The following is a 14,989-nucleotide window of genomic DNA, read 5'->3' on the forward strand; positions in this document are numbered from 1 at the left end:
CTGGCCCGGTCCCTGCAGGCCTCCGGCGAACGCTGGGGCGTCGCCGCGATCTGCATCGGCGTCGGCCAGGGCCTCGCCGTCGTCCTCGAAAACGTAACTTCTGGCGTAAAGGGTTAAGAGAGATGCTGAATTTTATTGACACAGTCGGCGAGGCCGTCGCCGGCATCAAGGACGGCTCCACGGTCATGATCGGCGGCTTCGGCAACGCCGGGCAGCCGTTCGAACTCATTGACGCGCTGATGGACTGCGGCGCCACGGGCCTCACCGTCGTCAACAACAACGCCGGCCAGGGCGACCAGGGCCTTGCACTGCTGATCAAGGAGGGCCGGGTGAAGAAGATGATCTGCTCCTTCCCGCGGCAGTCCGACTCCTGGCACTTTGACGCGAAGTTCCGCGCCGGCGAAATCGAACTCGAACTCGTCCCGCAGGGCAACCTCGCCGAGCGGATCCGTGCCGCCGGCGCCGGGATCGGCGGCTTCTTCACCCCCACCGGCTACGGCACCATGCTGGCCGAAGGCAAGGAAACCCGCATCCTCGACGGCCGCGGGCAGGTCTTCGAAACACCCATCCACGCCGACGTCGCGCTCATCAAGGCCCTCAAGGCCGACGGCAAGGGCAACCTCGTCTACCGCAAGACGGCGCGTAACTTCGGCCCGATCATGGCCGCCGCGGCCAAACACACGGTCGTCCAGGTATCCGAGATCGTCCCCACGGGCGGCCTCGACCCGGAGGTCATCGTGACCCCCGGAATCTACGTCAACAGCATTGTGAAGGTGGCCTGAGATGAGCGTGCAGTCCAATGACCAAACGGCAAGCCTCGCTGGCATCCAGACCTCCGACAAGCCGCTGGGCCGCGATGACCTGGCCCGCCTGGTGGCCGGGGACATCAAGCCCGGCTCCTTCGTGAACCTGGGCATCGGCCAGCCCACCCTGGTCTCCAACTACCTCGAGCCGGAGCAGAACATCACGCTCCACACCGAGAACGGCATGCTGGGCATGGGCCCCGAGGCCACCGGGGACCAGATCGACGGCGACCTCATCAACGCCGGCAAGATCCCGGTGACCGAACTCCCCGGAGCCTCCTACTTCCACCACGCCGACTCCTTCGCGATCATGCGCGGCGGGCACCTCGACATCTGTGTGCTCGGGGCCTTCCAGGTCTCCGCGACCGGCGACCTCGCCAACTGGCACACCGGCGCGCCGGACGCGATCCCGGCCGTCGGCGGGGCCATGGACCTCGCCACCGGCGCCAAGGACGTCTTCGTCATGATGACCCTCCTGACCCGCGACGGCGTCTCCAAACTCGTCGAGACCTGCAGCTACCCGCTCACCGGCATCGGCTGTGTGACCCGTGTGTACACGGACAAGGCCGTCTTCCTGACCGGCCCCGACGGGGTCCAGGTCCGGGAAACCTTCGGCTGCACCCTCGAGGAGCTGCAGGACATGGTTCCGGTGCCGCTCAGGGCCGCGTCCGCCGCCGGAAGCTGAGCATCCGCCCGCACGGATAAAGTGGTGCGGGACCGAGAGGCATGGAAATGATTGACGCAGCAAAAGGCGCCCGGGCCGGCGGCGCGCCGGCGGCCAGTGACCAGTACGTGCAGTCGCTGGCGCGCGGGCTGGCGGTGATCCGCGCCTTCGACACGGACCATCCGAAGATGACGCTGACGGAGGTGGCGGCCCGGACGGACCTCACCCGGGCCACGGCCCGGCGGTTCCTGTACACACTCGTGGAGTTGGGCTATGTCCGCACCGACGGCAAGATCTTCGCGCTGACCGCCAAGGTGCTGCAGCTCGGCTACGCCTACCTGTCGGGACTGTCGCTGCCGCAGCTCGCCCAGCCCCACCTCGAGGAGCTGTCGCGCCAGCTGGGGGAGTCGACGTCGGCCGCCGTGCTGGAAGGCACGGACATTGCCTACATCGCCCGGGTGGCGACCCGCCGGATCATGACCGTCGGCATCACCGTCGGCACCCGGTTTCCGGCGTACGCCACCTCGATGGGCAGGGTGTTGCTGGCGGCACTGCCGCTCGACCAGCTGCAGGACTACCTTGCCGGCACTGACATCCGGCCCCTGACCCCGCTGGCCATCGGCACGCGCGAGGGACTGCTCGCCGAACTGGCCACCGTGAGGGAGCAGGGCTGGTGCCTGCTGAACCAGGAGCTCGAGCTCGGGCTGATGTCGATTGCCGCGCCGGTCCACGACGGTCCCAAGGTGGTCGCCGCCATCAACGTGTCATTGCAGGCCCAGTCGGTCGCGAACCGGCCGGATCCTGCGGCCTACCTGGACTCGGTGCGGGCGGCAACGGTGGCCACCGCCGAAGTCATCTCCGCGGACCTGTCCTCCGGACGCTAGGGGGCTCCGGACGCCAGGGGCGCTCAGCTGGACGAGTCCGCCGCCGGTGCGGTGGACACCGTGATGGTAACCCCTGCTTCGTCGTCACGGATCTTCAGATGCAGGTCCTTGCCCACAAGGGAGGCATGGATGTCCTCGCTGTCCGCCGGGGCAAGCTGCTCCGCCAGCCGCGTGACCGCCCGCGCCATGGCGCGCCCCCAGTCGTGGGGGTCCGTGCTGGACGCTTCGGCCTCGGCCGAGTAGTTCTCCTGTGATTCGGACATGTGCTCCCGCTTCCCGCCCCTGGAGTGCGACCTGTCAGGCTGTTCCAGACAGGCAGCCGGCCCGAAGAAGGCTTGGGACGGCATGCTCCAGTACTTGAGCATGGCCAGTCTAGTGACTCCGGCGCGCGGGCGTCCACGGTTCGAGCCCCGGCTGCGGAAGTTACGTGCGGAATCCCGCTAGGATTTCAATCCGGGACACCCACGCCCCCCTGCCCCCGAAGGATGCCATGCCAGAGAACAATTCCGCGCCGGACAGCACCCCACAGGTTCAGCGCGCCGCCGTCATCATCAACCCCGCCAAATCGGGTGGTCCGGCGCTCCAGGGCGCAATCCTCCGGCTGTGCGAAACGCAGGGCTGGGCCGAGCCGCTCTGGCTCGAGACCACGGTCGAAGACCCGGGAGCCGGCCAGGCGCGCCAGGCACTGGAGGCCGGGGTCGACGTCGTCATTGCCGCCGGCGGCGACGGTACCGTGCGCTGCGTCGCCGAGGTGCTCGCCGGCACTGGAACACCTATGGGCCTGGTGCCGCTGGGCACTGGCAACCTCCTGGCCCGCAACCTCGGCGTGGACATCACCGATCCCGTCTCGGCCTGTTACGACGTGCTCAACGGCAGCGAAAAGGCCATCGACGTCGTCAAGGCGCGGCTGAACCATTCGGATGACGAGCAGGTGTTCCTGGTGATGGCCGGACTCGGCTACGACGCCGCCATCATGGCCGACACCGTCGATGTGCTCAAGGACCGCATGGGCTGGCTCGCGTACGTGGAGGCGGGCATCCGCAAGCTCCCCGGGAAGCCGGTCAAGGCGAGGATCAGCGTCGACGGCGGGGAGCCCGTCCGCCGCAGGATCCGCAGCGTTATGATCGGCAACTGCGGACGGATCATGGGCGGCGTCGAGATCTTCCCGGACGCCAAGATCGACGACGGTGTGCTGGACCTGCTGGTCCTGGCCCCGCGGGGCCGGCTTGGCTGGCTGGGGGTTGTTGCCGGGATCTTCGGCCGGAACAAGCGCGAGACCGAATCAGTGGAGTACTTCCAGGGCAAATCCGCAGAGATCACCCTGGAGCGCGAGCAGGAATTCCAGCTGGACGGTGACCACCTCGGCACCGGAACGCATCTCTCCGTGGCCGTCGAGCGCGACGCCCTGAAGATCCTGATGACCGCCGCCGTCGCCTAGCGACTGCCTGGATCTCCAGACCTCCGGCGTCACCGGCCGGTGGCCGGGCTGTGCGCGAGGATCTCCGCGAGCTCGGCCAGCCGGTGAGCCCGGGCGGACTCCGCCGGCGTGAACGGCTCGCCGGGACGGACAAACGTGATGGGACCGTGCCAGGCCGTCGGGATCCTCAGCACGGTCCCGTCCGATGCCGGCCCGGCCGCTCCGCTGACTGCAGGAGCCGCAGTGCCCGTGTTCGGCCTGGCCTCGATCCGTGCGCGCAGGAGTTCGGCCACCGCAAGTGGCAACTCCTCGGGGTTGGCCGCGATTCTGGCTGCAAGGCTCAGGGCCCCGGTCTGCCCGTCCGCCATGGCCAGCGCCGTGGTGGGCCAGACATGCGGATCGCTGCCGCCGCCGTCGCGCAGGGCCTTCAGCAGGTCCGCCTCGCCCAGCTCGCCGGGCGCGGACAGCACAAACTCATCCAGCACGCCGCCGTCGACCGGGTGCACGTGAATGCTCAGGATGTTGGTGTCCAGCCTGGCCAGGGACTGCGTGAGTTTCTGCAGGGAGCCGGGCCGGTCGTTCAACACCGTGCGGGCCCGCCACAGGGCCGGTGCGGTGCCGAGCCGGCGGCGGTGCCGCAGGGCGGGAGCGTGCAGCCAGCGCCGAAGCATCCGCGCCGCGGACGGTTCCGCCACCCAGATGACAAGGACGGTGGCGGTCAGCGTGAGGACCAGGACCTTCGCCACATAGGGCAGGTGCGTCCCCACCACCGCCGCGTGGACCGCCAGTTCGATCGGCAGCATCACGGCGACGTTGGCCAGGGTCAGCCGGGTCTTGGTCGGTTCGGGCATCTGGCCGCAGACTTCGCAGCTCAGTTCGGAGGCGGCCGGGGCCTGGGATCCGCCGCGCTTTTGGCCGCGGGCTGAGGGCTTCATGGGTCCCATGATGTCCGGTGGCTGTTTCAGTCCTATTGCCGGCCGGTGACGATTTCTCGCGGCCTAGATGCTGCGTTGGCCGGCCGCCTCGGCGGTGTGCTCGCGGGCAGGCCCCAAGTTGTGGCCGGACGTCCGCCCAGGATCCGCACCCGCGAGCTGCGCCAGCAGGTCGCGGATTTCGGCCAGCAGGGCCGTGTCCGCCGGGAGCGCCTCCTCCTCCGGCTCCGCGGTGGCGAGCCGCTTCTTGACCAGATGGTTGATCCGGTTCATCGGCGCCACGAAAATGAAGTAGACGACGGCGGCCGTGATCATGAACGTGACGAACGCCGTGATGACCGCGCCGAAGTTGACGAACGTTTTGTCGTTGCCCGGCCAGATCCAAAAGCCCAGCCCCTTGGTCTCGACTCCGCCGGCCGCCGCGATGATCGGGTTCACGATGTTCGAGGTAAAGGCGCTGACCAGGGCGGTGAATGCGGTGCCGACCACGACCGCGATGGACAGTTCGATCACGTTGCCGCGCAGGATGAAGTCCTTGAATCCTTTGAGCATGGGTCCTCCGGTGTGCCTTGATTTGTCTCTGTGTGCCGTGCCCCTGGGGCGCGGGGAATCAACCGCTAGACGCTATCACTTCTCCGGCCCGGCCTCCCGACCGGGGCCGGTTCCACTGAATGGACGGGGATGACCGGCCCGCCTCCTTCCGGGCGTAAAATCGGGCTTGGATGCCAGCGCCGCCGTCGTCATAATCCGACCGCAAAGAAGGGCGCCACCACCTGTGAAGATGCTTGCCGAGATGTTCACCATTGCTCCCGGCAACAAGGACCACCAAGTCGCTCTCCGCTGCGCCATCAGTGTTTTTGTCCCGCTGATCACGCTGGTGCTGCTTGACCGCCTGGACCTGGCGATCTTCGCGTCCTTCGGAGCCTTCACCGGGATCTACGGCCGCAACGAGCCGCACGCCAAGCGCTTCGGGCTTCAAGTCCGTGCAGGGACGCTGATGGTGGCGGTGATGCTGCTCGCTGCCCTGACCGCCCGGGCAGGCGTGGCCTTCGCGCTACCGGCCGCGGGGACCATCTGGCTCCAGGTCGTGGCGACTACCCTGGTGGCCGGAAGCTGCTCGCTGGTCGTCGCCTGGTGGCGGCTCCGCCCCGCCGGCTCGCTGTTCCACATCTTTGCCTTCGCCGCGATCGCGTCCATCCCCAACCAGCCGCCGCTCTGGCAGGGCATGCTCGTGGCCGTGGCGACCGTCGTCTTCTCCCTGCTGGTCGGCATGTCCGCCCGCCTGGTCCGGAGCCGCCGAACACCGTGGGTCCGTCCTCCCCCCGCACCACTCACACCGGCCGAAAAGCGGACGGCACTGCACGAAAGTATCGGCTACCTCGTCGCTGCGGGCCTGGCCGGAACCCTGGCAACGCTCGTTGGGCAACGGCTGGGCTTCGGCCACAACTACTGGGCGATGGTGGCCGCCGTCGTGCCGCTGGTGGGCCACACCACCCGGCACCGGATCAGCCGCGGGCTGCAAAGAATCATGGGCACGGCTCTCGGGCTCGTACTCCTTGCGGGGATCCTGCTCCTCCAGCCCGACCCCTGGCAGACTGTCCTCATCATTGCCGCCTGCCAGTTCGGCGCGGAGATGTTCATCGCCCGCCAATACCTCCTGGCCCAGATCTTCGTTACGCCGCTGGCCCTGATTTCGACCCTGCTGGTGGTTCCCACGGCGCCGGGCACCCTGCTGCGGGACCGGATCTTTCACACCGTCATCGGAGCGGCCGTCGGCATCGCCGTCGTGCTGGCCCCGGCGGTGTGGCGGCGGTTTCGCGCACCCCTCTGATCGGCAGCCTGGGGTCTAAGTGCCCTGTCCCGGCGTAATCCGGCACGGAAGGCTAGTCTGGACACGACTGTGCAACGCGACTGGGGGAGTGCTTGTGGAAGTTGCTGAGGTAACAACCAAGGACGTGCTGGACGTCAGCGGACTCGTCCGGCGCTACGGGGACCTGACCGCTGTCGACGGCGTGTCCTTCCACATCCGCACTGGCGAAACCTACGGGCTGCTGGGACCCAACGGCGCCGGCAAGACCACCATCATCTCCATGGTCGCGGGCCTGATCCCCGCCAACGAGGGAACCGTCCGCGTGGCGGGCCGGGCCATGACCCCGTCCGAGACGGAGGCCAAGCGGATCATCGGCCTGGTCCCGCAGGAACTGGCCATCTACCCGGACCTGACCGCGCGGGAAAACCTGAAGTTCTTCGGCCGGTTGCAGGGGCTCAGCGGCAAGGAGCTCGCCGGACGCACCAACGAGGTGCTGGAGCTGATCGGCCTCAGTGACCGTGCCGGAGACCTGACCAAGAAGTACTCGGGCGGCATGAAGCGCCGGCTGAACATCGGCATCGGCCTGCTCCACCGGCCCACGCTGTTGATCCTGGACGAACCCACGGTCGGGGTGGATCCGCAGTCCCGCAACGCCATCCTCGAATCCGTGGAGCGGCTCTCCGTCGAAGGGATGGCGGTGCTCTACACGACGCACTACATGGAGGAGGCCGAGCGGCTCTGCGACCGGATTGCGATCATCGATGAGGGCCGTATCCAGGCAGAGGGCACCCGGGACGAGCTGATCACGCTCACCGGCGGCGTCGACCGGATCAACCTCCGCGGCGGCGGCAGCATGTCCCGCGCCGCGGAGGCCCTGCGCGGGCTGCCGGCCGTGCAGCGCGTCGACAACGACGGCGCCGGACTCATCCTCACGGTCAGCGACGGACCCACCGCACTCGCAGGGATCGTGACCGGCGCCGGGCACGCCGGAATGTCCGTGACGTCCGTGGAGATTGTCCGGCCCGACCTGGAGTCCGTTTTCCTGCACCTGACCGGCAAAGCGCTGAGGGACTGAGATGCCCGGTCTGTGGACCATGGTCGCGAACGACCTGCGCCAGCGCATCCGGGACAAGTCCGTTTTCATCTTCTCCCTCATCGTCCCCCTGGCGCTCATGGGGGTGTTGAGCCTGGTGTTCGGCGGACTCGGCGAGGACACCGTTGACCTGCAGCCGGCCACCGTCGTCGCCAGCGCGGACGACGCCGACCCGCTGGGTGCCGCGCTGCTCGGCGCCGTCGAAACACTGGAGATCATGGACGTCACCATCAAGCGGGTCCCGGCCGCGGACGTCCGCACCGAGACCCAGGCCAGCGGCGCGGACCTCGGCATTATCATTCCCGAAGGCTTCACCAACGCGGTGCTGTCCGGGCAGCCCGCGTCGGTCCAGCTGGTCGAGGGTGACAACGCCTCGCTGGAAACCGGCGTGCTGATCTCCGTGGTCCAGGGGGTCGTGGACCAGTTTGCCGCCGGCACGGCGACCGCCGCCGCCGGCGGCCTTTCCGGGCTGCCGCACCAGGACCTCGCGGCGCTTGCCCAGCAGGCCGCGGCCGGACCGGCCCTGCTCACCCTGGCCGAAGGGCAGGCCGCCGCCGAACAGCTCTCGCTCCGCGGCACGCTGGTGGCAGGGCAGGCCGGGCTGTTCCTGATGTTCACGGTCGGATTCGGTGTGCTGGGGCTGCTCGCGGAGCGGGAACAGGGCACCCTGGCCCGGCTCCGGTCGATGCCCGTCACCGGCGGCGCCGTGATCACGGCCAAGGCCTGCACCGGCTTCATCCTGGGCGTCGTTGCCACCGCCGTCCTGCTCACCGCCGGCTCCCGGCTGTTCGGGGTCTCCTTCGGCTCCCCGCTCGTGGTGGCCGCCCTGATTCTCAGCGTCGTGACGGCGGCCACCAGCCTGACGTTCGTCGTCGCGCGGCTGGTCCGGACGGCGGAGCAGGCCAACGTGGCGCAGTCGATCCTGGCGATGGTGTTGGGGATCGCGGGAGGTGCCTTCTTCCCGGTCCAGGGCACCGGTTTCGCTGCGACGCTGCTGGACCTCAACCCGATCGGGGCCTTCATCCGGGGCCTCGGGATCTCTGCCGGGGGCGGAAGCCTCGGGGACGTGGCGGGGCCGGTCGCGGTCATGCTGGCGTTCGCCGCGGCCGGGCTGGTCCTCTCGCGCCTCCTCCCGGACCGGGGGGCGCAGGCATGAGGGCCATGGTCGCGATCGCTACGGTGGAACTGCGGCGCTTCCTGCGGGACAAGTCGAACATTTTCTTCGTCTTCATCTTTCCGCTCATGCTCATCCTGCTGCTCGGCTCGCAGTTCGGTGCCGGCAGCGGCCAGCCCCGGGTGGCGATCGCCGGATCCGGCGGCACGCTCGCCCAGGCCCTGACCGCGGAGCTTGAGTCCTCCGGCGTCGACGTCACGGCAAGCAGCGCGGACGCCGCCCGGGCGGACCTCAGCCGCGGGCGCACCGACGTCGGCGTTTTCCTTGACGACTCCGATGCTGACGCTTTCGACGCCGGGCGGCCGGCGGAGCTCGACGTGGTGATGGCCCCGCAGTCCTCCGCCGTGGCCGTGATGCAGCAGGTCCGCACGGCCGTGCAGGCGGTAGGCCTGGACCGGAGCCAGCTCGCGGCCCTGACCGGCGCGGGAATCCCCGAGGAGCAGGCCCGGCCCGCCCTTGCCGAGGCGGCGGTCCAGGTGGCCGTGCCGACGGTGGAGGTCGTGGATACCGGCGACGTCGTGCAGAAGTTCCGGGGGCTGGGGAAGTTCGATCTCGGCGCCTCCCAGCAGCTGCTGCTCTTTGTCTTCCTCAGCTCACTCACCGGCGCGGCCACGCTGATCCAGGCGCGGCGGTTCGGCGTCGTCGGACGGGTCATGTCCGCCCCGGTTTCCAGCGGACAGATTGTGGCCGGGCAGGCGCTGGGGCGCTTCGCCATCGCCTTCGTGCAGGGCGGATTCATCATGGTCGGCACCTCGCTGCTGTTTGGCGTCGACTGGGGCAATCTGTGGCTCTCCGCCCTCGTGCTCGTGCTCTTCTGCACCGTCGCGGCAGCTGCCGCGATGATGGTCGGATCGGTGATGGACAACGACACTGCCGCCGCCGGCGTGGGGGTGGGCGGCGGACTCGTGCTGGCGGGCCTGGGCGGCTGCATGGTGCCGCCCGAGTTCTTCCCGGAAACGCTGGCCGCGATCTCCTTCGCCACGCCGCACCGCTGGGCCTATGAAGCGTTGGCCTCCATCCAGCGTCACGAGGGCACCCTGGGTGACGTCCTGCCCGAGCTGGGCGTGCTCGCCGGTATGGCCGCCGCGCTGCTCGCGCTGGGTGCCTGGCTCCTGCGGCGAAGCCTCAGCCGGGCCCTGTAACCAACGCACTGTCCCGGGCCAGCCGAAACGGCGGCGTAGAGTGAAACCAGAATCCATTCAACGGAAAGTGCAGGCAATGGCGAACTCCGGCACCGGGGACTCTGTGGTGGACCGCGTCGTCAGGGTGATCTCGGCGTTCCCCGAGGGCGTCACCGTGCTGCCCCTCTCCGAGCTCGCCGACCGGGCCGGACTGCCGCTGAGCACCGCCCACCGGCTGGTCCGGCAGCTTGCCGGACATGGCCTCCTGGAACTGGGCGGCGGGGGGTCCGTCCGGCTGGGCCTGCGCCTGTGGGAGCTCGTCAACCGGAATTCCCCCACCCTGGCCCTCCGCCAGGCGGCCATGCCCTTTATGGAGGACATCCAGCAGGTGCTGAACCAGAACGTGAACCTGGCCGTGCTGGAGGGCTGGGAGGCGCTCTTCGTGGAGCGGCTCTCCCGCCGCGGCTCCGTGGCGAACCGGGCCCGGGTCGCCGGACGGATGCCCGTCCACGTGTCCTCCGCCGGGCTGGCGCTGATGGCCAACCAGCCACCGCCGGTCCAGGCGGAGTACCTCCGCCAGTTCCATGATCCTGCCGGCAAGGTCCGGCCGGAGGATCTCCGCGCCCTGCTCCAGGAGACGGCCGCCCACGGCTTCGCGCAGCTGGCCGGAGTCGTGGACCCGGACACCTGGGGGATTGCCGTCCCCGTGCGGGACGCCAGGCACCGCACCGTGGCCGCACTCGGCGTCGTCGTCCCCCTGCGCGAGATGCGGCTGCAGGCGCTGGTTCCGGCCCTGCAGACCGCTGCCCGCGGGATCGGCCGGCAGCTGCCGGGGGCAACGGGAGCGGCTGGATTCCATTCAGCGGAATTCGAGTAACGCCCATCACGTACCCGGGCGCACACTGGAGCCAGAGAATCCCCACGGACCCTGACGCCCACCAGTCCGGGCCCCGCAACGAAGCGAGGACACCATGGCAAACCGCAAAGTCATCTCCACCCAGGTCGCCATCATGGGCGCCGGCCCGGCAGGGCTGATGCTCTCCCACCTGCTGGCCCAGCAAGGAATCGAATCCACCGTGATCGAGATCCGCAGCCACCAGGAAATCTCGGAAACCGTCCGCGCGGGCATCCTGGAACACGGATCCGTGAACATGCTCGTGGACAGCGGCGTCTCGGACCGCGTTTTGCGCGACGGCGACCGGCACGACGGCATCGAGCTGCGCTTCAACGGCGAGAGCCACCGGATCGACTTCCAAGACCTCGTCGGCGAGTCGGTCTGGCTGTACCCCCAGACCGACGTCTTCCTCGATCTCGCCGCACGGCGCCAGGCCGACGGCGGCGATGTGCGCTACAGCGTCACCGACACCACCGTCCATGACCTCGAAGGCTCGCCGAAGGTCTGGTTCACCGACGCCGACGGTGCGGAATGGGAGCTGCAGGCGGACTTCATCGCCGGCGCCGACGGCTCGCGCAGCCACAGCCGTTTCCAGATCCCGGAAGCCCGGCGCAAGTGGTACTTCCACGAGTACCCGTTCGCCTGGTTCGGGATCCTGGCCGAAGCGCCGCGCAGCTCCGACGAGCTGATCTACGCCAACTCCGAGAACGGCTTCGCGCTGATCAGCCAGCGGACCGAGACCGTGCAGCGGATGTACTTCCAGTGCGACCCGAACGAGGACGTCAACAACTGGAGCGAGGACCGGATCTGGGACGCGTTCCGCAGCCGGGTCAACGGCAACGGCTTCGAACTCAAGGAGGGCCCGGTCATCGACAAGACGGTCCTGAAGTTCCGCAGCTTCGTGCACGCCCCGATGCGGCACGGGAAGCTGTTCCTCGCCGGCGACGCCGCCCACACCGTCCCGCCGACCGGAGCCAAGGGCCTGAACCTGGCGCTGCACGACGTCAAGGTGCTGTTTGAAGGTCTCGACAGCTTCTACAAGACCGGAAACACCGTGCTCCTGGATGCCTACAGCGACCGCGCCCTGGACCGGGTCTGGAAGGCCCAGCAGTTCTCCTACTGGATGACGTCCATGCTGCACACCCCGGTCGGCGCCGACGACTTCGCCCGCGCCCGCCAGCTCGGCGAGCTCAACTCGGTGGTGTCATCCCGCCACGGGCGGGCCTACCTCGCCGAGGCCTACACCGGCTGGCCGGGCGCGCACTGACACCCGGCCGGCCGGCGGGCTAGGGGACGCGCACCGATTCGGCGGGAGCGGCTTCGACCAGGGCCGGCGTCGTGCCCTCTTTGTCAGCCGTTCCTGCCCCCGCGGCTTTGGCGGACTTCCGGCCTGCCCGGCCGTAGACCAGATACATCGTCACGCCGGTGATGACCATCAGCAGCACCGTGTAGACGAAGGTGTTTGAGACCCCGTCGACACCCTCGGCGCCGTCCGTGTTGGCCTTAATGACCAGTCCCAGGGGCTGGAACAGCGGGTGGGCCAGGAAGATGGCGGTGTCGTAGTCGTCCAGCATGCTGTTGAAGTTGAGCGCCGTGATGGCCGCGGCGGCCGGCAGAACGATCGGCAGCAGGATCCGGCGGAGCACGTACAGCGTCTTGGCGCCCATGATGTTGGCGGCCTCCTCGAGCGAGGAGTTGACCGAGGCGAAGGAGGCCTTGAGCATCCGCAGGGTGAACGGGATCTTGACGGTCACGAAGGCGATGAGCAGGATTACCGTGGTCCCGGTCAGGACGGCGCCGCCCACCAGCGGGTTCGGATGGTCGTAGCTGAGGATCAGGCCCAGGGCGAGCAGGGCGGAGGGGAGGATCCACGGGATGTGGAGGAGGTACTCCACCACCGACGTCACCCAGTTGCGGTACTTCTGCAGGAGCCGGGCCACGAAGAGCAGGCCTCCGACGGCGATCAGCGCGGCCAGCGCGCTGTAGACGATGCTGATGATGAACGGCCGCAGGCCCGAGGGCTGGGTGAGGACCCGGATGTAGTTGTCGAAGGTCAGGCTCCCCGGCAGCAGCTGGCCCGTCTGGATCGCGGCGCCGTCGGCAAAGGAGAACACCACGATCAGCACCACGGGCAGCGTGTAGACGGCGAACAGCAGGTACGCGGCGGTGTGGACGAGAGCGTTGGCCACGGGGTTGCGGATCTGCTGCTTCTGCAGTCCGGAGGAGACTTTTGACACCGAGAAGTACGTTCCGCCCTTTTCCAGCCGGGTCATGACCGCCAGCATCAGGATGGTGGCCACACCGAGGATCACGGCCAGCAGGGCGGCGAGGTCCCTCGACGTCGGGCTGTTGCTGAAGGTGAGGATCATTGGCGTGATGGTCTGGAACTCCCGGCCGCCGAGGACCTGCGGGGCGCTGAGGGCCCCGAGGCCGGTCAGGAACGAGAGGACGGTGACGGCGAAGAGCGTCGGTTTGAGCATCGGCAGGACGATCCGCCGGAGGATGGTCCAGGTGGAGGCCCCCATGTTCCGGGCCGCCTCGATGGTCTGGTAATCCACACCCTTCAGCGCGTTGGTGACGAACAGCATGTGGTTTGTCGTGGTGGCGAACGTCATGACGGCCAGGACGGCAAAGAAACCGGAAAACCAGCCGGGATCCATGCCGGGAAACAGCCCCACCAGGAAACCGGTCACGATGCCTTTGTCCCCGTAGATGAACTTGTAGCCGGCCGCCAGCACAATGCCGCCGTAGATGAAGGTGGTGGCGTAACCGAGAAACAGGACCCTGGAGCCGCGGATCCTGAAGTACTGGGTCACCAGCACAATGAAGATTCCCACCACGTTGACCGTGATGGATAGGGCGACCGCGAGCAGAAAACTGTTGCCCAGGGATTTCATCGCCCGCTGGGAGGAGAAGAGCTTCTCGGCGGCGCGCCCGGAGAAGCTGCCGTCCGGGAAGAAGGTCTGGATCAGCACATTGGCATTGGGCCAGACGAGAAAAGCCGCAATGAACCAGGTCAGCACGACCCCGACGATCAGGACTGCGGGGGAGCGGAGCATGCTCCGGATGCTCGCGCCGTTCGGGCCGCCCGCCGTGCTCACAGGCTGGTCACTTCCTGCAGGCGGTTTCTGAGTGAGACACCTGTCTCCGGGTGGTACTGGAGGACGTGGGAGGGCTGGACGTACACCGTGGCCTGGCTGCCCGTGGCGGGATGGGTCCCGCCGTCCTCCTTGACCAGCAGCCGGATATCGGCACCGTGGCAGCGGACGATGAACCGGCTGTGCAGGCCGTGATAGGTCTTCGAGACGACAGTTCCCTGCACCGGGACGGCCGAGCCGTTGCCGCCGGCGGGATCCAGCGATGCCTTTTCCACGCGAAGGTAGGAGTTGGCCGCGGGATCGAGGACGTGGCTTGACTGCCGGTTCAGCTCAGCGACGAACCCGGCCGTCAGGCGTGAACTGTCCCCGATGAAATTGCAGACGAACTCGGTGGCGGATTCGTCGTAGATGCTCTGCGGAGTGCCGATCTGTTCCACCACCCCCTTGTTGAAGACGGCCACCCGGTCGCTCATCGCCAGGGCCTCGTCCTGGTCATGGGTGACGTAGACCGTGGTGATGCCGAACTCGCTTTGAAGATCCTTGAGCTGCTGCCTGAGCTGGTGGCGAAGCTTGGCGTCCAGATTGGAGAGCGGCTCGTCGAGCAACAGGATCTTGGGCTGCAGCACGAGCGCCCGGGCGACCGCGACGCGCTGCTGCTGTCCGCCGGACAGCTCCGCCACGTTTTTGCGCAGCTGGTCCTCGGAGAGGTCAACCCGCCGGGCGATATCGCGGACGAGGCGGTCACTTTCGGCCGGCTTCTCCTTGCGCACCCGGAGGCCGAAGGCGATGTTCTCCCACACGCTCATGCTGGGGAACAGGGCGTAGTTCTGGAACACCATGCCGACCTGGCGCTTGTCGCTCGGGAGCCGGGTGACGGCCTTGCCGTCGACATAGACCTCGCCGGCGGACGGCTCAATGAATCCCGCCAGGGTGCGGAGCGCGGTCGTCTTCCCGCAGCCCGAGGGACCAAGCAGGGTGAAGAATTCCCCCGGTTCCACCTGGAGGTCAAGGCTGGGGATGGCGGTGAAGTCGCCGAAGGTGACTTCGATGTTCTCGAAACGGATCATGGCAACCTGTCCTTGGCTGGCGGCGAAGCGG

15 protein-coding genes are annotated in these 14,989 nt (G+C 68.1%); 10 read left to right on the plus strand and 5 right to left on the minus strand.

Features of this window, described 5'->3' with window-relative positions; all coding sequences use genetic code 11:
- Window positions 1-122 precede the first annotated feature (122 nt).
- The 3 genes from ABIC21_RS16565 to ABIC21_RS16575 are packed head-to-tail and all read left to right on the plus strand — an operon-like array spanning window position 123 to window position 2,351.
- Window positions 123-782, plus strand: coding sequence for a 3-oxoacid CoA-transferase subunit A (locus ABIC21_RS16565; RefSeq protein ID WP_354351476.1), 660 nt, complete (start codon window positions 123-125; stop codon window positions 780-782).
- Between the two features lies 1 nt (window position 783).
- Entirely contained in the window at window positions 784-1,488 is a 705-nt protein-coding gene (locus tag ABIC21_RS16570) for a 3-oxoacid CoA-transferase subunit B (protein ID WP_354351477.1), read from the plus strand.
- 47 nt (window positions 1,489-1,535) lie between these two features.
- Window positions 1,536-2,351, plus strand: a complete 816-nt coding sequence (locus ABIC21_RS16575) for an IclR family transcriptional regulator domain-containing protein (protein WP_354351478.1) — start codon at window positions 1,536-1,538, stop codon at window positions 2,349-2,351.
- Window positions 2,352-2,374: 23 nt separating this feature from the next.
- On the opposite strand, the gene ABIC21_RS16580 is transcribed toward ABIC21_RS16575, so the two are convergent.
- Entirely contained in the window at window positions 2,375-2,614 is a 240-nt protein-coding gene (locus tag ABIC21_RS16580) for a hypothetical protein (protein WP_354351479.1), read from the minus strand.
- Window positions 2,615-2,841: 227 nt separating this feature from the next.
- Here ABIC21_RS16580 and ABIC21_RS16585 point away from each other — a divergent pair, with 227 nt between their 5' ends.
- Entirely contained in the window at window positions 2,842-3,789 is a 948-nt protein-coding gene (locus ABIC21_RS16585; RefSeq protein ID WP_354351480.1) for a diacylglycerol/lipid kinase family protein, read from the plus strand.
- 29 nt (window positions 3,790-3,818) lie between these two features.
- Here the strand turns inward: ABIC21_RS16585 and ABIC21_RS16590 are convergent, their stop codons facing one another.
- Both ABIC21_RS16590 and mscL read right to left on the minus strand, forming a co-directional pair.
- A complete protein-coding gene (locus ABIC21_RS16590) occupies window positions 3,819-4,703 on the minus strand; it encodes an amino acid-binding protein (RefSeq protein ID WP_354351481.1) in 885 nt (294 codons plus the stop codon).
- A 63-nt stretch (window positions 4,704-4,766) separates the two neighbouring features.
- Window positions 4,767-5,252, minus strand: a complete 486-nt coding sequence (gene mscL / locus ABIC21_RS16595; protein WP_354351482.1) for a large conductance mechanosensitive channel protein MscL — start codon at window positions 5,250-5,252, stop codon at window positions 4,767-4,769.
- Window positions 5,253-5,475: 223 nt separating this feature from the next.
- On the opposite strand from mscL, the gene ABIC21_RS16600 reads away from it, so the two are divergent.
- From ABIC21_RS16600 to ABIC21_RS16625, 6 genes are all read left to right on the plus strand, one after another.
- The gene (locus ABIC21_RS16600) at window positions 5,476-6,531 is read left to right on the plus strand and encodes an FUSC family protein (RefSeq protein WP_354351483.1); all 1,056 of its coding nucleotides are present in this window, start codon (window positions 5,476-5,478) and stop codon (window positions 6,529-6,531) included.
- A 94-nt stretch (window positions 6,532-6,625) separates the two neighbouring features.
- A complete protein-coding gene (locus tag ABIC21_RS16605; RefSeq protein WP_354351484.1) occupies window positions 6,626-7,585 on the plus strand; it encodes an ABC transporter ATP-binding protein in 960 nt (319 codons plus the stop codon).
- 1 nt (window position 7,586) lies between these two features.
- Window positions 7,587-8,759, plus strand: coding sequence for an ABC transporter permease (locus ABIC21_RS16610; RefSeq protein ID WP_354351485.1), 1,173 nt, complete (start codon window positions 7,587-7,589; stop codon window positions 8,757-8,759).
- Complete coding sequence (locus ABIC21_RS16615; RefSeq protein WP_354351486.1) at window positions 8,756-9,919, plus strand: ABC transporter permease; 1,164 nt, start codon at window positions 8,756-8,758, stop codon at window positions 9,917-9,919. Before ABIC21_RS16610 ends, ABIC21_RS16615 begins: the two co-directional genes overlap by 4 nt.
- A 76-nt stretch (window positions 9,920-9,995) precedes the next feature.
- A complete protein-coding gene (locus tag ABIC21_RS16620) occupies window positions 9,996-10,775 on the plus strand; it encodes an IclR family transcriptional regulator (protein ID WP_354351487.1) in 780 nt (259 codons plus the stop codon).
- Between the two features lie 94 nt (window positions 10,776-10,869).
- Window positions 10,870-12,060, plus strand: a complete 1,191-nt coding sequence (locus ABIC21_RS16625; RefSeq protein ID WP_354351488.1) for a 4-hydroxybenzoate 3-monooxygenase — start codon at window positions 10,870-10,872, stop codon at window positions 12,058-12,060.
- Window positions 12,061-12,079: 19 nt separating this feature from the next.
- On the opposite strand, the gene ABIC21_RS16630 is transcribed toward ABIC21_RS16625, so the two are convergent.
- Together ABIC21_RS16630 and ABIC21_RS16635 are read right to left on the minus strand one after the other, a co-directional pair.
- On the minus strand, window positions 12,080-13,852 hold the full coding sequence (locus tag ABIC21_RS16630; protein ID WP_354351489.1) for an ABC transporter permease: 1,773 nt from the start codon (window positions 13,850-13,852) through the stop codon (window positions 12,080-12,082).
- Window positions 13,853-13,890: 38 nt separating this feature from the next.
- Window positions 13,891-14,958: an ABC transporter ATP-binding protein gene (locus ABIC21_RS16635; RefSeq protein ID WP_354351490.1), complete on the minus strand. Its 1,068-nt coding sequence runs from the start codon at window positions 14,956-14,958 to the stop codon at window positions 13,891-13,893.
- Window positions 14,959-14,989 lie beyond the last annotated feature (31 nt).

This window comes from Pseudarthrobacter sp. PvP090, from assembly GCF_040547365.1.
Taxonomy (GTDB): domain Bacteria; phylum Actinomycetota; class Actinomycetes; order Actinomycetales; family Micrococcaceae; genus Arthrobacter.